Origin of the sequence: Pseudomonas sp. LS.1a, from assembly GCF_022533585.1 — a bacterium.
GTDB lineage: Bacteria > Pseudomonadota > Gammaproteobacteria > Pseudomonadales > Pseudomonadaceae > Aquipseudomonas.
This window is the reverse complement of record NZ_CP092827.1, coordinates 4,798,343-4,818,178: the sequence shown is the minus strand read 5'-3', so window position 1 is coordinate 4,818,178 and position 19,836 is coordinate 4,798,343. Positions and strand designations below refer to the sequence as shown.

16 protein-coding genes are annotated in these 19,836 nt (G+C 64.8%); 4 read left to right on the top strand and 12 right to left on the bottom strand.

Going from position 1 to position 19,836, the window contains the following annotated elements:
* Nucleotides 1-30: 30 nt before the first annotated feature.
* Genes MKK04_RS22220 through MKK04_RS22205 form a run of 4 tightly spaced genes read left to right on the top strand, consistent with a single transcriptional unit; the run spans nucleotide 31 to nucleotide 4,960 of the window.
* Complete coding sequence (locus MKK04_RS22220; protein WP_241105984.1) at nucleotides 31-1,572, top strand: MFS transporter; 1,542 nt, start codon at nucleotides 31-33, stop codon at nucleotides 1,570-1,572.
* A gap of 28 nt (nucleotides 1,573-1,600) precedes the next feature.
* Nucleotides 1,601-2,662: an HlyD family secretion protein gene (locus MKK04_RS22215; RefSeq protein ID WP_087500494.1), complete on the top strand. Its 1,062-nt coding sequence runs from the start codon at nucleotides 1,601-1,603 to the stop codon at nucleotides 2,660-2,662.
* Nucleotides 2,659-4,110, top strand: coding sequence for an efflux transporter outer membrane subunit (locus MKK04_RS22210; RefSeq protein WP_241105983.1), 1,452 nt, complete (start codon nucleotides 2,659-2,661; stop codon nucleotides 4,108-4,110). Before MKK04_RS22215 ends, MKK04_RS22210 begins: the two co-directional genes overlap by 4 nt.
* A 55-nt stretch (nucleotides 4,111-4,165) precedes the next feature.
* The gene (locus MKK04_RS22205; RefSeq protein ID WP_207836330.1) at nucleotides 4,166-4,960 is read left to right on the top strand and encodes an SDR family NAD(P)-dependent oxidoreductase; all 795 of its coding nucleotides are present in this window, start codon (nucleotides 4,166-4,168) and stop codon (nucleotides 4,958-4,960) included.
* A 129-nt stretch (nucleotides 4,961-5,089) separates the two neighbouring features.
* Here MKK04_RS22205 and MKK04_RS22200 read toward each other — a convergent pair whose 3' ends face one another.
* The 12 genes from MKK04_RS22200 to MKK04_RS22145 form a co-directional block, all read right to left on the bottom strand.
* Entirely contained in the window at nucleotides 5,090-5,902 is an 813-nt protein-coding gene (locus MKK04_RS22200; RefSeq protein WP_233687062.1) for an SDR family oxidoreductase, read from the bottom strand.
* 151 nt (nucleotides 5,903-6,053) lie between these two features.
* Nucleotides 6,054-6,518, bottom strand: coding sequence for a hypothetical protein (locus tag MKK04_RS22195; RefSeq protein WP_015271749.1), 465 nt, complete (start codon nucleotides 6,516-6,518; stop codon nucleotides 6,054-6,056).
* 98 nt (nucleotides 6,519-6,616) lie between these two features.
* Nucleotides 6,617-8,071 carry a mannose-1-phosphate guanylyltransferase/mannose-6-phosphate isomerase gene (locus tag MKK04_RS22190; protein WP_207836554.1) on the bottom strand — a complete coding sequence of 485 codons (1,455 nt, stop codon included), beginning with the start codon at nucleotides 8,069-8,071 and terminating at the stop codon, nucleotides 6,617-6,619.
* A 35-nt stretch (nucleotides 8,072-8,106) separates the two neighbouring features.
* Nucleotides 8,107-8,754, bottom strand: a complete 648-nt coding sequence (locus tag MKK04_RS22185) for an alginate O-acetyltransferase AlgF (RefSeq protein WP_063913345.1) — start codon at nucleotides 8,752-8,754, stop codon at nucleotides 8,107-8,109.
* Between the two features lie 17 nt (nucleotides 8,755-8,771).
* On the bottom strand, nucleotides 8,772-9,929 hold the full coding sequence (locus tag MKK04_RS22180; RefSeq protein ID WP_233694124.1) for an alginate O-acetyltransferase: 1,158 nt from the start codon (nucleotides 9,927-9,929) through the stop codon (nucleotides 8,772-8,774).
* A gap of 10 nt (nucleotides 9,930-9,939) precedes the next feature.
* Nucleotides 9,940-11,397 (bottom strand): MBOAT family O-acyltransferase, encoded by a 1,458-nt coding sequence (locus tag MKK04_RS22175; RefSeq protein WP_063913343.1) that lies wholly within the window; start codon nucleotides 11,395-11,397, stop codon nucleotides 9,940-9,942.
* 182 nt (nucleotides 11,398-11,579) lie between these two features.
* Nucleotides 11,580-12,683 (bottom strand): mannuronate-specific alginate lyase, encoded by a 1,104-nt coding sequence (locus MKK04_RS22170; RefSeq protein ID WP_207836321.1) that lies wholly within the window; start codon nucleotides 12,681-12,683, stop codon nucleotides 11,580-11,582.
* Nucleotides 12,684-12,690: 7 nt separating this feature from the next.
* A complete protein-coding gene (locus MKK04_RS22165; protein WP_063913341.1) occupies nucleotides 12,691-14,133 on the bottom strand; it encodes an alginate O-acetyltransferase in 1,443 nt (480 codons plus the stop codon).
* A gap of 13 nt (nucleotides 14,134-14,146) precedes the next feature.
* Complete coding sequence (gene algG, locus MKK04_RS22160) at nucleotides 14,147-15,706, bottom strand: mannuronan 5-epimerase AlgG (RefSeq protein ID WP_063913340.1); 1,560 nt, start codon at nucleotides 15,704-15,706, stop codon at nucleotides 14,147-14,149.
* A 22-nt stretch (nucleotides 15,707-15,728) separates the two neighbouring features.
* Complete coding sequence (locus MKK04_RS22155) at nucleotides 15,729-17,207, bottom strand: alginate export family protein (RefSeq protein WP_063913339.1); 1,479 nt, start codon at nucleotides 17,205-17,207, stop codon at nucleotides 15,729-15,731.
* Nucleotides 17,204-18,631 carry an alginate biosynthesis TPR repeat lipoprotein AlgK gene (algK, locus tag MKK04_RS22150; RefSeq protein ID WP_233694126.1) on the bottom strand — a complete coding sequence of 476 codons (1,428 nt, stop codon included), beginning with the start codon at nucleotides 18,629-18,631 and terminating at the stop codon, nucleotides 17,204-17,206. The genes MKK04_RS22155 and algK overlap by 4 nt, the downstream gene beginning before the upstream one ends.
* Before the next feature lie 12 nt (nucleotides 18,632-18,643).
* Nucleotides 18,644-19,810: an alginate biosynthesis protein Alg44 gene (locus tag MKK04_RS22145; protein ID WP_063913337.1), complete on the bottom strand. Its 1,167-nt coding sequence runs from the start codon at nucleotides 19,808-19,810 to the stop codon at nucleotides 18,644-18,646.
* Nucleotides 19,811-19,836 lie beyond the last annotated feature (26 nt).

Genomic DNA, 19,836 nt, shown 5'->3' with positions numbered 1-19,836 from the left:
TCGCAAATTTGTTGCTGGAGATGTCTGCCCATGAGTTCCCTGTCCGCCCCGTCTGCCGCGCTTGCCGCCGCCCCCGCGCCGGCCGCGCCTGCGCAGACTGCGTTTGGCCTGCAGGTAGTGGTCGGGCTGTTCGGCGTGTTGCTGGCCGTGCTGTGCGCGGGCCTCAACGAGTCGGTGACCAAGATCTCCCTGGCCGATATCCGCGGGGCCATGGGCATCGGTGCCGACGAAGGCGCCTGGCTGCTGGCGGTTTACAGCGCCGCCTCGGTCTCGGCCATGGCCTTCGCGCCATGGCTGGCCACCACGTTCTCGCTGCGGCGCTTCACCATGAGCGCCATCGGCCTGTTCGCCGTGCTCGGCCTGCTGCAACCGTTCGCCCCCAACCTGCACAGCCTGATGCTGCTGCGTGTGCTCCAGGGCTTCGCCTCTGGCGCGTTGCCACCGATGCTGATGAGCGTGGCGCTGCGCTTCCTGCCGCCGGGCATCAAGGTCTATGGCCTGGCCTGCTATGCCCTCACCGCTACCTTCGGCCCCAACCTCGGCACACCGCTGGCAGGGCTGTGGACCGAATACGTCGGCTGGCAATGGGCGTTCTGGCAGATCATCCTGCCCGCGGCGCTGGCTGCTGCCTGCGTCGGTTGGGGCCTGCCGCAGGACCCGCTGCGCCTGGAGCGCTTCAAGCAGTTCGACTGGCGCGGCCTGCTGCTCGGCCTGCCGGCCATCAGTTGCATCGTGCTGGGCCTGTCGCTGGGCGACCGCTGGGGCTGGTTCGATTCGCCGCTGATCTGCTGGCTGCTCGGCGGTGGCCTGCTGTTGCTGGTGCTGTTCATGTACAACGAATGGTCCGAGCCGCTGCCGTTCTTCCAGTTGCGCATGCTGTCGCGGCGCAACCTGAGTTTCGCCCTGGTGACCCTGGCTGGCGTGCTGATCGTGCTCTCGGGCGTGGGCAGCATCCCGTCGGCCTACCTGGCGCAGATCCAGGGCTACCGCCCGGCGCAGACCAGCCCGCTGATGATGCTGGTCGCCATGCCACAGCTCATCGCCCTGCCGCTGACGGCGGCGCTGTGCAACATCCGTGCGGTGGACTGCCGCTGGGTGCTGGGTATCGGCCTGGCGATGCTGGCGGTGTCCTGCGTGGGCAGCAGCCTGTTGACCAGCCAGTGGATCCGTGGCGATTTCTACCCGTTCTACCTGCTGCAGGTGTTCGGCCAGCCGATGGCGGTGCTGCCGTTGCTGATGCTGTCCACCAACGGCATGACCCCGCAGGAAGGCCCGTTCGCCTCCAGCTGGTTCAACACCGTCAAGGGCATCGCCGCAGTGATCGCCGGTGGCCTGCTGGACGCCTTGGGCACCCTGCGCCGGCACTTCCATTCCAACCACCTGGTGGACAGCCTGGGCAACGCCCCGCTGGTCGACGATAACGCAGCCGGCCTGGCCAGGCGTATCCACGACCAGGCGCTGGTGCTGACCTCGGCCGACCTCTATCTGGTCATGGCCTGCATTGCCGTAGCCCTGATCTGCCTGATTCCTTTCGTGCCTACCCGGGTCTATCCGCCGCGCGCGGTGGCCTGAACCCTGGATGAATTCGAGAACCACTGAAATGACCAACAACCGCAAAACCCTGTTCATCGGCTCGGTGCTGGCCGTGGCCGTCCTGGCCGGCATCGTCGGCCCCTGGATGTTCGGCAGCGACCACCGCCAGAGCACCAATGACGCCTATGTGATCGCTGACTACACCGTGGTCGCGCCCAAGGTCGCCGGCTTCATCAAGGAGGTGCTGGTGGAAGACAACCAGCAGGTCAAGGCCGGTCAGTTGCTGGCAACCATCGATGCCCGTGACTACCAGGCCGCGCTGGATGCCGCACAGGCGCAGTTGCTGGTGGCCCAGGCGCAAAGCGCCGATGCCCGCGCCACCCTCGAGCGCCAGGCGTCGCTGATTGCCCAGGCTGAGGCGGCGGTGAAGGCGGCCCAGGCCGAAGCTGCGTTCGCCGACCATGAGGTCAACCGCTACAGCCGCCTGGCCGAGCAGGGTGCCGGCACCGTGCAGAACGCCCAGCAGGCGCGCAGCGGGGTCGACCAGGCCCGTGCGCGCCTGGCCAATGCCCAGGCGGCACTGGTCGCGGCGCGCAAGCAGGTGGATATCCTTACCGCCCAGGTGGCCAGCGCCGACGGCCAGTTGAAGCGGGCCGAAGCGGGGCTGGAAAAGGCTCAGCTCGACTTGTCCTACACCCGCATCACCGCGCCAGTGGACGGCATGGTCGGCGAGCGCGCCTTGCGTGTCGGTGCCTACGTCAACCCGGGCGCTCGCCTGCTGTCGGTGGTGCCGTTGCAGCATGCCTACGTGGTCGGCAACTTCCAGGAAACCCAGCTGACCCACGTGCAGCCCGGCCAGGCGGTGAGCATCAGCGTCGACACCTTTGCCGGTGAGAAGCTGCAAGGCCATGTGGAAAGCATCGCTCCGGCCACCGGCGTGACCTTCGCCGCCGTAAAGCCGGATAACGCCACCGGCAACTTCACCAAGGTGGTGCAGCGCATCCCGGTGAAGATCGTTTTCGATGATGGCCAGCCGCTGCTTGCCCGCCTGCGCGTGGGCATGTCGGTGGAAGCGACCATCGACACCCGTGGCGACAAGCTCGACGGCAAAGAGGTAAGCGCACGATGAAACCGGCATTACGCTTGAGCCCGTTGCTGCTGGCCGTGTTGATGGCTGGCTGCACGCTGGGCCCGGACTTCCAGCGCCCTGACAGCCAGGCACCGCAGCAGTGGGCGCCGCTGCAAGGTGAGGCGGCAGTCAGCCAGCCGCAGGCCGAACCGCTGGAACTGCGCTGGTGGGAAAGCTTCCACGACGCCCGCCTGAGTGCCTTGATCCAGCGCGTTGCCGAGCGCAACCTCGACCTGCAGATGGCCAGCGCCCGCCTGCTGCAAAGCCGCGCCCTGCGCAGCACCGTGGCTGCCGACGAAGTACCGTCGGTGGATGTGAATGCTGGCTACAGCCGCGCGCGCAACAGTGCCGAAGGCCTGAGTGACCCGTCCGGCAAGGCGGGCAAGGAAGCCTTCAACCTCTGGCAGGGCGACCTGGTGGCTGGTTGGGAGCTGGACCTGTGGGGCCGCGTGCGGCGCCAGGTCGAGGCTGCCGATGCCACGGTCGAAGTGGCCGAGAACGATCGCCGTGGCGTGCTGCTGGCATTGCTTGCGGAAACCGCCGGCAACTACATCCAGCTGCGCGCCGTGCAGCACACCATCGATGTGACCCGCGACAACCTCAAAGTTGCCCAGCACAGCCTGAAGTTGTCTGAAAACCGCCAGGCCGAAGGTGTCGCCACGCGTCTGGACGTGGCCCAGGCCAGTGCCCAGGTCGCCTCGATCGTGTCGCGCCTGCCAAGCCTGGAAGCACGGCGCGATGACCTGATCAACGCCCTCAGCCTGCTCGCCGCCGAACCGCCGCGCAGCCTGCAGGCCGAGTTGCTGCAGGGCGGCGAACTGCCTGCGCCGCAGCAGACGTTCGCCATTGGCTTGCCGTCCGAACTGGCTGAGCGCCGCCCGGACATTCGCCAGGCCGAGGCCCGCCTGCATGCCGCCACCGCCAGCATTGGCGTGGCCAAGGCCGACTTCTACCCCAGCATCCGGCTGTCGGGCAGTGTCGGGTTCCAGGCCATGCAGCTGTCCGATTTCGGCGCCTGGGATTCGCGCCGCTTCGCCTTCGGGCCGCAGCTGTCGCTGCCGATCTTCGAGGGTGGCCGGCTCACGGGCACCCTGGAACTGCGCGAGGCGCAACAGCAGGAAGCGGCGCTGAACTACCGCAAGGTGGTGTTGGGCGCCTGGCATGAAATCGACGATGTGCTACGCCTGTACAACGCCAGCCAGCTGCGCCGCGATCACTTGGCCGAGGCAGTGCGGCAGAACCGCATCGCCCTGGAAACTGCCCAGCGCCAGTATGTGGAAGGGGCAGTGGACTTTCTCAATGTGCTGACGGTGCAGGGTGCATTGCTGGCCAGCGAGGAGCAGTGGATTGACAGTTCGGCGGCGGTGTCGCAGGCGCTGGTGGGGCTGTACAAGGCTCTGGGGGGGGGCTGGCAGGCGTTTGATGAGCAGCCTGTGAAGAAAGTGTGATTTTTGGGGCTGCCAAGCAGCCCCGGCAATTGTCCTGATTACCGAGGAGGCACAAATGCACATTTCCCTGAACGGCAAGCGCGCCATCGTCAGCGGCTCCACCGCCGGCATTGGCCTGGCCATTGTCACTGGCCTGGCCGAGGCGGGGGCCGAAGTGGTCCTCAACGGTCGCACCCAGGCCCGGGTCGACGAAGCCCTCAAGGCCGTGCGCGAGCGCCTGCCGCAGGCGCGCATCATCGGCATTGCTGCCGACCTGGGCACCCAGGCCGGTGCGCAGCAGCTGTTCAACCAGGTGCCGCACACCGACATCCTGGTCAACAACCTGGGTATCTTCGAGCCCAAGCCGTTCTTCGAGATCGGGGATGAGGACTGGCAGCGTTTCTTCGACGTCAATGTGCTCAGTGCCGTTCGCCTGTCGCGCCACTATGCCCAGGGTATGGCCGAGCGCAAATGGGGGCGGGTGGTGTTCCTGTCCAGTGAGTCGGCGCTGCAGATTCCGACCGAGATGATTCATTACGGCATGACCAAGACGGCGTTGCTGGCGGTGTCGCGCGGGTTGGCCGAGACGCTGGCTGGTACCGGGGTGACGGTGAATTCGGTGCTGCCGGGGCCTACGCGTTCGGAGGGGGTGGGTGACTTCTTTGCCAAGCTGGCCGAGGAGCAGGGGGTGTCGACTGCAGAACTGGAAGCCAACTTCCTGGCTGAGCACCGGCCGACCTCGCTGATCAAGCGGCTGGCGACGGTGGAGGAGGTGGCGAACATGGTGGTGTACCTGGCATCGATGCAGGCCAGTGCTACCACCGGGGCTGCCTTGCGGGTGGATGGCGGGGTGCTGCGTTCCATTGCCTGATCTGTTTTGCCTGTACCGGCCTCTTCGCGGGTAAACCCGCTCCCACAGGGAGAGTGTGATTCCGAAGATTGCACTGTACCTGTGGGAGCGGGTTTACCCGCGAAGAGGCCAGCACAGGCAACCCGTCAATCAGAGCGGGCGCAGTAGGCCAAACCGCTTGCGTAGCGCCCAATCCAGCAACCGCCGCGGTAGTAACCGGGCCATCAACGGCAACGCCATGCTGCCATTGCCCAACCGCACCACCGCCGGCACCGGCGACTTCCCGACCGCCGCCAGCACGCCCTGGGCAAACACCGCCGCTGAAGTAGGTTTGTCCTGCGAAGCCCGCGCCCGAGCCTGCACCTGCTCGCGCAACGGCCACCATGCCGAATCCGCCGCCAGCACCTGCTCGGCCTGGCGCTGGGCATTGCTGGCGAACTGCGAGGCAATCGCTCCTGGCTGCACTTCCATGACCTGCACACCAAACGGCGCCAGTTCCAGGCGCAAGGCATCGCTCAGGGCGTGCACGGCTGCTTTCGAGGCGCAGTAGGCGCCGGCGAACGGGGTGACCAGCACGCCTGATACGCTGCCGATGTTCACCACCAGGCCCCGTGAGCGGCGTAGCTGTGGGAACAATGCGCGGGTAACGCCAACCACGGCGAAGACGTTGGTTTCGAACTGCTGGCGCAGGGCATCCACACCGCCATCGAGCAGCGGGCCCATGGCGCCGTAGCCGGCGTTGTTGATCAGGATATCGAGGTTTTCCAGTTCCTCGGCCAGGCGGGCCAGCGCCTCGCTGTCGTTTACATCAAGTTGCCGGGCGGTGTAACCAGCGGCACTCAGCTGTGCGACATCCTCTGGTTTGCGGGCGGTGGCCCAGACTTGGTGGCCGGCGTCGCGGAAGGCGTCGGCCAGGGCGCGGCCGATGCCGCTGGAACAACCGGTGATCAGGACGGTGGGCATGGTTGGGGCCTGTTGTCAGGGAGGATTGGTTTTTCCTGTGCGGGCCTCTTCGCGGGTAAACCCGCTCCCACAGGTACACCACAGAATTTGAGACCTGTGTGGTCCCTGTGGGAGCGGGTTTACCCGCGAAGAGGCCCGCACAGGCGATAAATCAGTTGGCAAACGTACCTTGCAGGTGCTCTGCCCGAAATTCCAGGGTCTGCGGCCGGTACCCGGAGCGCAGGGGTGGCAATGGCAGGCAGTCTTTCCACTCGGCCCCTGGCTGCAGTTCACCCGGCCCACGGTAGCGCGGGGCGTTGTAGGTATTCTCGGCCAGGTTCACGGTATCGCCCGGCGCATAGGCCGCCACTCGCCAGCGCAGTTCGGTGAGCGGCACGTCGTTGCCGTTCTTCATGCGCACCTGCAGGGCGCGGTCGGCGGGGCAGTGTTCGGGGGCGTAGGTCAGGCGCAGGTCCAGACGGGCCAGTTGCGAGGTTTCGCGGGTGTCCTGCCAGACGACGAACAGGGCCACCAGGCCCAGGCCGCATACGGCAGCCAGCGAGATCGGCAGGGCCTTGGCCGGGTAGCGCAGCAGCAGCACCAGCCAGGTGAGGATGAGGAAGGCACCGATGATCATGGGGCGGGCAGACCTTGATTGCGCGGGGTCTGACCATCGTAGCCCGAAATGGGGAGTGGCTCAAAAAGCGGGGCCGCAAAGCGGCCCCAGGGTCTTGCTTACTGCGCGATGGTCTTCACCGAAATACCACGCTCGATCGGTGTGGAGGTACGCCCATACACATCCTCGAAGCGTTCGATGTCATCCTCGCCCAGGTAGCTGCCGGACTGCACTTCGATGATCTCCAGCGGGATCTTGCCCGGGTTGCGCAGGCGGTGCACCGAGGCGATCGGGATGTAGGTCGACTGGTTCTCGGTCAGCAGGAACACGTTCTCGTCACAGGTCACCTCGGCGGTGCCGGACACCACGATCCAGTGCTCGGCGCGGTGGTGGTGCATCTGCAGCGACAGGCTGGCGCCCGGCTTGACGGTGATGTGCTTGACCTGGAAGCGGCCACCCATGTCCACCGAGTCGTACGAGCCCCATGGGCGATACACTTCCAGGTGGTTCTGGGTTTCGCTGCGGCCCTGCTCGTCGAGGGTCTTGACCATCTGCTTGACGCCCTGGACCTTGTCCTTGTGGGCAATCATCATGGCGTCCTTGGTCTCGACCACCACGATGTTCTCCAGGCCGATCACCGACACCAGCTTGCCGTTGCCGTGGATCATGCAGTTGCGGCTGTCCTGCACCACCACATCGCCCTTGGTGACGTTGCCGTTGTCGTCCTTCTCGTGCACTTCCCACAGCGACGACCAGCAGCCAACGTCGCTCCAGCCGGCCGACATCGGCACCACGCAGGCGCGCTGGGTCTTTTCCATCACCGCGTAGTCGATGGAGTTGTCCGGGCAGCAGGCGAAGGTGGCCTCGTCGATGCTCAGCACATCACCGTCTTCCTGGCTGCGCTCCAGCGCCAGTACGCAGGTGTCGTAGATGTCGCCGTCGTGCTTCTTCAGCTCTTCGAGGAAGCGGCTGGCACGGAACAGGAACATGCCGCTGTTCCAGAAGTAGCCGCCGGCCTGGACGAACTCGGCGGCGCGTTTTTCGTCGGGCTTCTCGACGAACTGCGCCACGCGCGCCACGCCTTCAGGCAGCAGGGCGTCCTGGCTGGAACGGATGTAGCCGTAGCCGGTTTCCGGCTTGGTCGCCGGCACGCCGAACAGCACCATCTCGCCACGCTCGGCGGCCACGGTGGCCAGGGCCAGGGCGCGTTGCAGGGCCTTCTGGTCCTCGATCACGTGGTCGGCGGGCAGCACCAGCATCAGCTCGTCGCGGCCTTCGTTGACCAGTTTCATGGCCGCCATGGCCACGGCCGGCGCGGTGTTGCGGCCGAACGGTTCCATCAGGATGCCTTGGGTTTCCAGCTTCAGCGCGGCCAGTTGCTCCTGGACGATGAACTTGTGGTCCTTGTTGCAGACCACGATCGGCGTGTCCATGCCTTCGAACACCAGGCGCTCGAGGGTTTGCTGGAACAGCGTGTGTTCACTGGTCAGGGCCAGGAACTGTTTGGGGAACTGCTTGCGCGACAGAGGCCACAGACGGGAACCGCTACCACCAGAAAGAATTACCGGGATCATCATGTTTCTCCAATAGTCGTTGAGAGGCAGGGGAATCAGTTGCTAGCCACGGGGCGAGTTACCCACACCGGCGACAAGGCGTTGCCGGAACCCGTTACGTACAGCACTGCGGCTTCGCCGCGCTCCAGGGCGACGGGTTTGACGTCACCCACTTTCTTGTCTCCTTGGTACAGCGCCAGGTTGACCTTGACCGGGTTGATTTCGCGTTCGCCACGGCCGTTGGCGGCCACCGGCTTGACCACTTCGGTCTTGCCGTCGGCAGTCTTCAGGGTCAGTTGCTGGTCGCTCAGGTTCTGCACGCGAACCAGGGCTTTCTGCTTGTTCTTGAACGGCGGCTCTTCGATCAGCTGCGGGTTGCCGCTGGCGCTGTTGACCAGGGTGTAGTACTTGTCCGAGGCCAGCTTGACCGGCACGCTCTTGCCGCCGACCTGGGCGGTGTAGTCGCCCCCTGGCAGGAAGCTGAAGTCGCTGCTGGCCTGGGCGCCAACCTGCTTGATCTGGGTGTTGCCGACCGAGGCTGCAGCCGGTGCGCTGGAGGCGTTGTACAGGCGTACGAAGGTCGAGCCTTTCGGTGCGCTCGGGCCGTACAGCGCGGCGTCGGCGCCGGCGAAGGCCTGCATGGAGGCCAGGGACAGGCCGGCTGCGAGGGTGAGGGCTTTGGCAATGGAAGTCTTGGTAGTCATGTGTATGTTTCCTCTGATCAGTGGGTTGTCCGGGTGGACGACAAAGCCAGGTTTTCTTCGGATTTACGGGTGTTCTTCAGCTGGGCGATCCACTGTGGATCGAAGCTGCTGAGGTCGTTCTTCATTGGCAGATAACGTTCGGGGAATTCCCACACCACCACTTGCGGGGCGGCGTTCTTGAAAGCATCGCTTTGCAGGTACTTGAGCATCGGCAGTAGCGGGCCATGGCCGTCTTCGGCGTAGTTGGCCACGTCGCTGCGCAAGGCCTGCTGCAGCGCGCCGAGGAAGTTCCAGTGCGGGTTGGCGCTGTAGCTGGTGCCTACCAGCGCAACCGGGATCTGTGTGTCGGCAAACAGTGCGTCACCGGCTTCACCTTCGGCCTCGACCGGGCGAGTGGTGCGCTGCTGCAGGTTGTCCGGGGCCGGCAGCAGGTTGCTGAACAGCGGGTCCAGTGGCAGGAAGTTGGTCAGGTCGCCCTTGTACGGCGCGGTACTGCCGGCTTCGGTGATGAACGTCTGTGGGGCGCCATTGAGCAGGCTCTGGCGGCTTACCGCTTCGGCCAGTGCCTGTGCCGCCACTTCGGCGCCCATCGGCGTCCAGTGGGTGTCGGTGCGCAGGAACACCTGGCCGCGGGCCTTGGCCTGCTCCATAGGTGCCATCAGGTCCGGGGCGAACACGTTGGCCTGGCGCACCTGGGCATGGAACTGGTTGTACAGGTCGTCATGCAGGCTGGTCGGCAGCTCATTGCCCAGGTACTCGGCATACACCCGCGCCTTGGCCGGCACGATCGCCAGCACCAGCTGGCTGCCGTGCTGCTGCAGGGTGTCGCGCACGCCACGGATCAGCGCCAGGTTTTCCTGCATCAGCTGCTCGGCACCGGCGGTGGGCTTGAACTCTTCGTCACTGAACAGCCACTGGTCGCGGCCCAGAACCACGCCGGGGCGGCCTTCGTTGAACAGCTTGAAGTCCATCGCCGCCCACAGGTTGGTGCCCAGGCGCTTGATCGGGAACTGCTCGTCGTAGTGGGTCTCGGCGGCCTTGGCCAGCTTGCCGTTGAGCAGGGTCATCTGCTCGGTACGCTGGAAGCTTTGCAGGCCACCGGTGGACCACACGCCCATGCCCACCAGCAGGCCAAGGAACGACAGCGAATAGGTAATGCGTAATGTCCGGGTCATGTCATCAACCTCAGAACTGGAAGTAAAGGAACGGCGAGTAGCTCTGCGCCGAAAGCTTGAGGATCGAGGCCACGAACAGCAGCAGCACCAGGGCGCGGGTCATCACCCGGGTCCAGTCCAGGCCGATCGAACCGTCGTTGTTGACCTCCACCGGGGTGGCCTTGGGCGTTGGCCTGGCGTTGCGGTAGAAGTCGCGCAGGCCGAAGAACGCCAGGGTGATGTAGGCGACCACCAGGGTGGCTACCTGCAGGCCGGTGAGCTGGGCACGGTTGAGTTCCGACAGCTGCCAGTCGCCGAAGCTGAACATGGCGCCGTACATGCGGCCGGCCACTTCCAGGTTCTCGGCACGGAAGATCACCCAGCCGACCACCACCAGCAGGAAGGTGAACGCCCACTTCACCGGGTTGAAACGCTGCGGGTTGGTGTCGATGCCCAGCGCGCGCTCGATGGCCAGCCACATGCCGTGCCAGGCACCCCAGATGATGTAGGTGAAGTTGGCGCCGTGCCACAGGCCGCCCAGCAGCATGGTCAGGAACAGGTTGCGGTAGGTGTTGAAGGTGCCTTTGCGGTTACCACCCAGGGTGATGTACAGGTAGTCGCGCAGCCAGGTCGACAGGCTGATGTGCCAGCGCCGCCAGAACTCGGTGATCGACTGGCTGATGTACGGCTGCTTGAAGTTTTCCATGAAGCGGAAGCCCATCATCAGGCCCAGGCCGATGGCCATGTCGCTGTAGCCGCTGAAGTCGAAGTACAGCTGCGCGGTGTAGGCCAGGGCGCCGAGCCAGGCATCGCCGGTGGTCGGGTTCTGCAGGGCGAAACAGTGGTCTGCCACTACCGCCAGGGTGTCGGCGATGAACACTTTCTTGATGAAGCCCTGCATGAAGCGGGTGCAGCCTTCGGAGAACTTGTCCAGGGTGTGGGTACGGTTGTTGAACTGGTCGACCAGGTCCTTGAAGCGCAGCACGGGGCCGGCGATCAGGTGCGGGAAGATCGCCACGAACGCCGCGAAGTCGATCAGGTTGCGGGTGGCCGGGGTATCGCCGCGGTACACGTCGATGATGTAGCTGATCGACTCGAAGATGTAGAACGAGATACCGATCGGCAGCAGCACATGGGTGAGGATGAACGGCTCCAGGCCGAACGAGGAGATGATCGCGTTGAGGCTGTCGACGCCGAAGTTGGCGTACTTGAAGTAGCCGAGGATCGCCAGGTCGACACCGACGCCGAGCAGCAGCCAGCGCTGCGCGGGCTTGGTGCGTACACCGGCGGCGCCGACTTTCAGGCCGATCCAGTAGTTCCACAGGGTGACCCCGGCGAACAGGGCCAGGAAGTCCACCCGCCACCAGGCGTAGAAGATGTAGCTGGCGACCAGCAGCAGCAGGTTGCGATAACGTTGCCCGCTCAAGTAGTACAGGCCGAGGAAGATCGGCAAGAACAGGAACAGGAACACGTTGGACGAGAAGACCATCCCGGTTCTCCTTTTTGTTCACAGCATCCGGGGCAAAGCGCCCCCCAAACCCCCCACATGTTCGTGGCGGGCTACCTAGATTCCTGTGGGAGCGGGTTTACCCGCGAAGAGGCCGGCACAGGCACCGCACATGGCAGGTCTGGCCTTTTCGCGGGTAAACCCGCTCCCACAGGGGTTTTGCGTTACTTTTTCGATTCTGCGCTCGGGTCGTAGACCCGGGTCAGGTCGCCGCCCAGCCGGAAGCTGTTGAACGGCTGCATGCCACGCTTGCGTTGCAGGGTGTCGCCACTGCACGCATACAGGCTGCAGTAGGGCTCCATCCACGCGTACTTGCTGTCGATCTTCAGGTCTTTCATGTCCTGTTTCTCGCCATTGCGGGCCTTGAACGCGCTGGGGTCCTTCGACCCGTTCAGCACCCGCTGCGCCAGGCGCTGCAGGGCGTTGTTGTTCTCGCCACGCACATCCACGCCATTGACCTGGGCGAAGCTGGCGATCATCGCCAGCGGTGGCAGGGCGTAGTTGTGGTAGGCCAGGGCGCGTTGCTTGCGTTTCAGTTCGTTGGGCAGGAAGCCCTGCTGGTCGACCTGGTTGGCGCCAACCCGGTATTCCTTCACGGCCCAGTCGAACAGGTCGCGACGGTCGGTGGCCACGGCGCTGGCCATTACCGCCCAGGCTGCCCAGTAGCTGTGGTTGTTGATCTTCTCCAGCGGCAGGTCGCTCCAGTCGCGCACGGTCTGTTCGGCCAGCCGGGCAAACCATTTTTCGATCAGCTCGGCTTCGGCCTGGTGCGCGGCCAGCGGCTGCGAACTGGAGAACTTCAGGCGCAGCCACGAACCGCTCATGCTGCCCAGTGCCCATTTGCGCATCGACTTGCCGGTGTGGTTGTAGTCGGTGGACATCAGCGCATCGGCGCGGGCCCAGCTGCCCAGCCAGGCCAGGGTGCAGTCGAGCTGTGCCGGGCGGCCGTCACGCATGTACTGGCCGATCATCTTGCTCACACCTTTCTCAAGGGTGGTGATGTCTTCGGTGGACTTGCGAAAGGCCTTTTCCGAGGCGGCATTGAGCGTGGCCCGCGCCTTGTCCGAGCCTTCGTACTTGCTGCGGAACTGCAGGGCGCCGGTGTACGGCTTGGGGGCAGCCTCGCAGCGGAAGTTGCCGTCGCCGGTCTTGAGCTTTTCGATCCCCTCGTAGTAACCCTGGGGTGGTACCAGCGCGGCGTGCGCGGCACCGCCGCACAACGCAAGGGCAAGCAGGGCGGGGCGGGAAATTCGCTTGAACGGGATCATGGTCGCCTCACTGGCCGGCCTGCGCGGTCTGCGCGGGCACGGCGAAGTTGTTGCGTTTGCAGAGCTTGGCTTCGACCTTCTGGGTACCGCTTTCCGGCCCCTGCACCTCGAACGCCAACAGGCTCTGGCTGGCCCAGTCCTCGTCTTCGCGCATCTGGAAGACGAAGCGGCCGTCGGTGTCGGAGGTTTCCGGTTTCTCCAGCTTGATGTCCTCGTGGCGGCCGTTGAGGTACCAGAGGGTGGCCTGCAGCACCTTCACCGACGGGTCTTCGAACTTCACGTCCATTTGTATGTTGCGGTTGACCAGGTCCTTGAGCACGCCACCCTTGCCGTTGACCATCAGCTCGTTCTTGCCGGGCTTGAGGGTGGCGCTGGCGCTCATCAGGGCCGGGCGGTCATCGCAGCCGTCGTCGAGCAGGCCAAGGATTTGCCGCCAGATGGTTTCCTGGTCCAGGCGATACAGCGGGGAGAATTCCCAGATCAGGATCTTCGGCGGGTTCTTCTGGAATTCTTCGCTGCCCAGGTACTGGATCATCGAGCCTTCCAGGCCACCGCCAGGGAAGGCCACGTTCAATACATCGGCACCAATGTACTGTTGCAGGAAGCCCGCAAAGTTGTAGTTCTTGCCGCTGTGACTGGTACCCACCAACGTGATCTGCGCGTTGCCGGCGTCACCGAACAGGTCGTCACCGCCACCGTCGGAGCCTTTCGGCTCGGTGGCGAACTGGTCCATGTACTGAACGGCGTAACTGGTGCCACAGAGCTGGCCGGCGACGTTATGCAAGGTGCCGGTCTTGCCCATGCGCCCGGACTTCTTCGTCTCGAACTCCTTGCGCGGGATGCCTTCGAAGGCCGGCATCTTGTGCACGGTGTCGGCCACGATCTTCGCCGCACGCTCGGCGCCATACGGCGTCCAGTGCTGGTCGCCACGGAAGTAGAAGTCCTTGCCCTGGTCGGCAGCGGCCAGCTGTTCGTTGGTCAGTGGCGACAGGTCGGGCACGTTGTAGCCCATGCTGGCGAAGCGCTTGAGCATGGCCTGGTAGTTGCCCAGGGCCTTCTGGTAGTCGAAGGCGGCTTTTTCCGCCGGGTTGAGCATGTTGCGGTTCACCAGGCCACGGGTCGGCTGGTACACCACCACCAGTTCCACGCCGCGCTTCTTGAACGCGTCGTGCACCTGCTGCAGGCGCTTGTAGCCGGCAGGGGTGGTGTTGAACTCGGTGCGCAGGTCTTCGCGGGTACGGAACAGCCAGTCGCCCTGGGCCTGCACCAGCGTGGTGAAGTTCTGCTGGTAGCGGGTTGTGTAGCGGCTGGCGTCATGTGCTTCAGGGCACAGCTGGCAGCAGGGCTCGGCGCTGAAGGTGGGGGCCTTGACGTCTTCGGCGCGCACGCCCTGGCTGATCGCCAGGAGGGCGGCGGACAGGCCCAGCAGTTTCATCAGATGTGGCGTCATGGTCTGGGCTTCCTTAATCGATCATTTCGGTCTGGCGTTCGACCGGGTCGATCAGCACAGCCTTTTGCTGGCGTACCAGCAGGTCGAGGATTTCGTCCTGGCGTTCGCCGAGGACGCCGTTGAGGCTGATGCCGCTGGCCTTGCGCGGGGCGAGCATGGACACCTTGTACAGTTCGACCGACAGTGGCGAGTCGATCGACAGTGGGCCGGAGCCGTTGGCCGACAGTTCGCCACCGACCAGAATCAGCGACACCTTGGTGTCGAACGGGTCGAGGGCGATGTCGCGGTCGGTATCGGACAGGTCCTTGATGTGGCCGTACACACCCACCAGGCCGTTGGCCATGGCGACGTTTTCGTACAGGCGAATGTTCACGCTGTTACGCACGCGGATGCCGTGGCGGCGGTTGTTGATCAGCTTGTTGCCCCAGATCAGGTTGTCGCCGCTTTCGTACAGGGTGATACCGTCGGTGTGGTTGCGGTAGATCTCGTTGTAGGCGATCAGGTTGTTGACGCTGTTACGGTCGATCACCACGCCCGAGAGCTTGTTGTCGAAGCTCTTGTTGTTGATGATCCAGCTGTCGTTGACCTCACGCGACACGATGATGCCGTGCTTCTTCTTGGTGCCGTACACCGTGTTGCCGGCGATGATCAGCCGGTGCGAGCGGTCGTGCGGGTCGATGCCGTAGACGATGTTGTCGCGGTAGGTGCTGTCCTTGACCACGAAGTCCTGGGTCTCGTAGCAGTAGAAGCCGTACCACATGTCGCTGAACTCGGAGCCGATGATCCAGCCGGTGGGTTCAGGGCGGCCCATGCGCTTGGCCATGTTCGGCGTGTACTGCGAGATACTCACGCCATACGACTTGGACTTGGCATAGCCGAAGCTGGCCATTTTCGTATTGACGATGTAGGTCTCGGTGCCGCCCCACGACAGCAGGAACGGGCGGAATTCCTTGGGCGAGCGGAAGGTCGCCGGGCCGTTGTCCTTTTCCCGCCAGCCGGTCACCTGGGTGTCGGTGACGAACAGCTTGCCGTCGTTGACCAGGAACGAACCGCCTTCCTGGGACAGGCGCAGTTGCTTGACCTTACCGTCGATCTCGAGGATGCCCTTCGGCCCGACCACGATCGGCAGGCGCGCCAGGTAAACGCCCGGCTCGACTTCGCTGAGGTACTGCCTGGGTACCTTCTTGCTCAGTTCGACCAGGTCGACATGGCCGTCATCGACGAAGATCGCCTGCGGAATGCCATGCTGGCGCTGGACCCACTCGGCCGCCTTGTTGTCGCCACCGACGAATTCCTTGAGGGTATCCTCCTGGAACATGCGGCGCAGGCTGACCTTGCCCTTGTGGCGGCGGTCGATTTTTTTCTGCACCGCATCAAAGGTGTAGCCGGTCAGGTCAGGCAGCTTCGGCGGGTCCATGTGCAGCGGCTCGATCGGTGCGCTGGAGACCGTATAGGTCTTGGCTTGCTGCAGTTCCTTGGCGATCACCTGGGGTTCTGCGGCAGCGACCAGGCCACTGGCCAGCAGCAAGGCGCTGGCCAACAGGCTGTGGCGTAAGTGCGGGTGAAGGTTCATAACGGTAAGTCCTCTACCGGCCTCAGAAGCGCCAGATCACATCGACGAAGGCGCGGTGCATGTACGAGTCCGCTTCCTTGCCGTAGGCATCGCCCGGCTTGAACACACCGGCACGCAGACGCACCAGGGCAGATGGCTCGTCGATGGCCTGGCTCATCGAAGCTGGCAGCAGGCCTTGCTTGAAGTACTTGGTCACGACCACGTCCATCTCCTGGCCAAGGTCTTTTTCGCCATCGACCAGTGGGCGGTTCACACCGTTGTCGTTGACCACCGCGTTGATGCCGCTGGAACCGATGTTCTGGTTGCCATCGACACGCCAGAACTTGTGGTAGATGAAGCTGGCGTCGTAGTCGTCGCGCAGCTGCCAGGAGGCGAACAGGGTGGCCGCCTGCAGGTTGCCCAGCTCGCCACGGAAGGCTTCACCAAAGCGGTGTACGCGCGAACGGGTACCGGTGTAGTTGGAGCGGTTGCTCTCCAGGCCGGTCTGCTCGTAGTTGCTCGAACCGTCGTCGCCACCACCGCCGCTGCCACGGGCGTAGGCCGCACCAACCTGCCATTGCGGGTCGAGGCGCAGGCGGACGCCGAAGTCGGTGGCCCAGGCGTTGACGTCACCGCTCTGCTTGCCGGTGGCCACGGTCTGGTCGCCGACGACCTGGCTGCTGAGGGTGTCGCGGTCACCGGTCAGCCAGGTGACGCTGCCCCAGTAGTTGACGGTGTGATCGTTGCGCCAGTTGTAGGCGTCGCTGTTGGCTTCCAGGCCCAGCCAGGTGAGGTCGCCGGTGCGGGTCTTGTCCAGCGCATCGACGGTTTCGCCCGGGTTCTTCAGGCTGCCGCCGTCGTGGGTGTGGTGGGCGCGTACGCCGACCCAGTGGCCAGGGGTCCACTGCGTGGCGACGTTGCCGTAGAGGTGTGTGCGGTCCTTGTCTTCCGGGGCCAGCTCGGTGAGGTCGGTGCGGTATTCGCTGAAGCGCTGGGCCACACCCAGGTCGGCCTTGAGCAACGTGGTGTCGAAGGTCCAGTTCAGCGCCTCGATGTTGGTGTCACGCCACATGCCATCGTCGCTGCGCAGGCGCTGGCGACCGAAACGCAGTTGCTCGCCAGGGTAGGCGGTGAGGCCGCTGTAGCCGACCCAGAATTCGCGCATGGCCAGGTAGCTCTTGTCCTGCTCGCGGCCGTCGGCGGCGGTGTCGGTGCTGGTGCCGTCGTCGTTCTGGCGCAGGGTGTCGGTTTCGATGGTGTCGGTGGCGGTGACGGCCTGGCCCATGGCATAGGCGCTCCAGTTGCCACGCTCGCCATATACCCAGGGGCGCAGATCGAGACCGAGGCCGTTGACGTCGCCGCCGGAGCGGGTGCCCAGGTCACGGTCGTCTTCCGACTGGCCGGTGATTTTCACATCCAGGCCGAAGTTCTTTTCAGCGGTCATTGCCGCCAGGGTCGGGCAGGACCACAGCAGGGCGAAGCTCAGGCCGATGCCAGCTTTCACGAGGGGATTGAGCGTCATAGCGAGTCCTCACCGGTTACTTCTTTTTCGTCGTCTTGCAGGGCTTCGATGGCCAAGGTGCTGTTGGCGCCTTGGCTCATGCTGCCGCGCGCCTGTTTTTCTTGGGCCAGCAGTTGCTGGGCCTGGCTGCGCTGGTCAGGCGTGAGTTGCTGGTCGAGCTGCTGCAGCAGTTCAGCGGACTGTGGCGTCGGGTTGACCTGGGCCAGCTGGGCGAAGACCCAGGCGTTACCCGGTTGCGGGCGAATGCCGTGGCCTTCGCTGAACAGCTGGGCCAGGGCATAGTCGGCGCTGTTCTGCCCACCGCGGGCGGCGGCCAGCAGGTGGTCGACGGCCTTTTGCGGCTCGACGTTGCCCAGGTAGCCGCGGCGGTAGAGCTGGCCCAGGTAGTAATGGGCGCTGACTTCGCCGGCGTCGGCGGCAGCCTGCAGGTGTTGTTCGGCTTTGGCCGCATCCGCAGGTACGGTCTTGCCTTCGTAGTACAGGCGGCCCAGCAACAGTTCGGCGCGTGGCTGTTCAGCTTCGCGGCCTTTGTCGATGTAGGCCATCAGCTGGTCGGTATCGCCCAGCTCGGGGAAGTCGTACACCAGCTGCGCCAGGCTGACCCAGGACGCCGGGTTGGCCGGGGCTACCTGTTCGAGCAGGTCCTTGGCGGTTTTCTCGTCGGTCTGGCCGAGGCTGCGGTCAGCCAGTACCCGGGCAACGCTGTCGACCCGGGTGGCCGGTACTGCACCACGGGCGTAGGCAGCCTTGAGCTGGCCGAGCAGGGCGGCCTGCTGGTCGGCCTGGCCACGCTTCTGGTACACGGTGGCCAGCTCGACGTAGCAGATGTCGGTGCTGTTCAGCGCGGCCTTGCAGATGTTCTCCACTTCGCCCAGGTGCTGGTCGTAGGTGCCCTGGGTGCGGTACAGCAGCACCTGGGCCAGGCCCGCTTCCGGGTTGCCGCCGGCGCGCCACTGGTCGATCTGCTGTTGCGCGTTGACCTTGGGGAAGCTTTGCGGGTAGCTCAGGTAGAGCATCGCCAGCGGGATCAGGGTGTTGCTTTCGCCCTGCCTGGCGGCTTGCTTGAGCAGGGTCTCGGCTTCTTCGCGCTCGGCCTGGGTGCTGTCGGGCTTGGCCACCAGCAGGCGGCCCAGGCGCGCCTGGGCACGCGGCGAAATGGCGGCCGCGGCGCGGTAGGTGGCCTCGGCTTCCTTGATTTTCGCGGGGTCGCGGGTGGCGACCTTGATGTCGGCCAGGCCCACTTGCGCTTCGCTGTAGCCCAGGTCGGCCAGGGCCTTGTAGTTGCGCTCGGCCAGTGCCGTGTCACCGCGCTTCATGGCTTCGTTGGCCAGGCGCTGGTCGGGCAGGCCGGCACAGCCAGCCAGGGTGATGGCTGCAGCCAGGGCACACAGGCCCAGGCTGGCGCTTTTCTTGTAGGGAATCATGTTGTGATCCTCTTACAGCCCACGGGCCATGGCTTTGTCGATCAGCCAGTTCAGCGACGGGCCACGGTCGCTGTTGACCGAAGCCGGGCGGCCGGCGAGTTCGGCGGGCAGGGCGCTGTCGGGCTTGATCTGCACGCGGATGTCGGCGGCCAGGTCTTCGCTGTTGAGGCTGGCGCTGCTGACGATCTGGCCGGTGCGCACTTCGTCTTCGCCGGCTACCTGGAAGTTGACCCGGGTACCTGGCTTGACCTCGTCGAACTGGCGGTAGGTGAAGCGCGCCTCGATCATCGGGTTGGTGGTGCGCGGGATCAGCTGGAAGATCGGCTGGCCCTTGGCGGCGTACTGGCCGTTGTCCACCAGCTGGCGGGCGACCACGCAATCACATGGGCTGGTAAGGGTGCCGGACAGCTGCTTGCCGAACAGTTCCTCGATCTTCGCCGGCTCCAGCTGTGCGTCCTCCAGGTTGCCCTTGAGCATGTCCAGCATGCTGGTGGTGAAGCTGGCCAGTGGCGCGCCCTTGGCGATCTGCCCACCGCTGTCGACCAGGCTGTTCACGGTGCCGTCGCGCGGCATGGTGATGGTGGTGGTGGGCACTGCGACCACGCCGGCTTCGGCATGGCTGACGAAGTACATGCCGTACAGCGACTTGGCGATGAAGCCGAAGGCGGCGACACCGACCACGAACACGCCGAGGGTGACGGTGACCGCCTTGAGGCGGCCGAAGGCGCTCAGGCCACTGCCGCCATCCTTCTGCTTGCGTGCCTTGGTGAAGTTGTCGCGCTGCAAGGTGCTGAGCACATCGCCGGCAGTGATCAGCTCACCCGAGAGGTGCGAAGTGATGATATGGCGCAGCGTGGCGATGTCGCGTGGCTCGAGGTTCTGGAACTGCGCGCCGGTGCGGCCACTGTCCGGGTGGTAGGAGCGCACCTGGAACTCGATGTCCATCGACAGGCCGAGGTTGTCGACCGTGAACTGCAGCCGTCCGCGTAGTACGTCGCCAACCGTCAGTTGTTGCTTGGTGTGGAAGCTCAGGCCACCGGCAGAGAGGTCGTCGACCTTCACATCGTGGGCCTGGCGCTGAGGGTCGAGGAACCGTAGCTTGGCGGGGATGCGTACCCGGGCATGCTGGCGCTGGGCTTCGGACTCATGCACGACGTTGACGTTCACGGCGGTATTCATGTGGTTTGTTCCTGTTAGTTCCGATC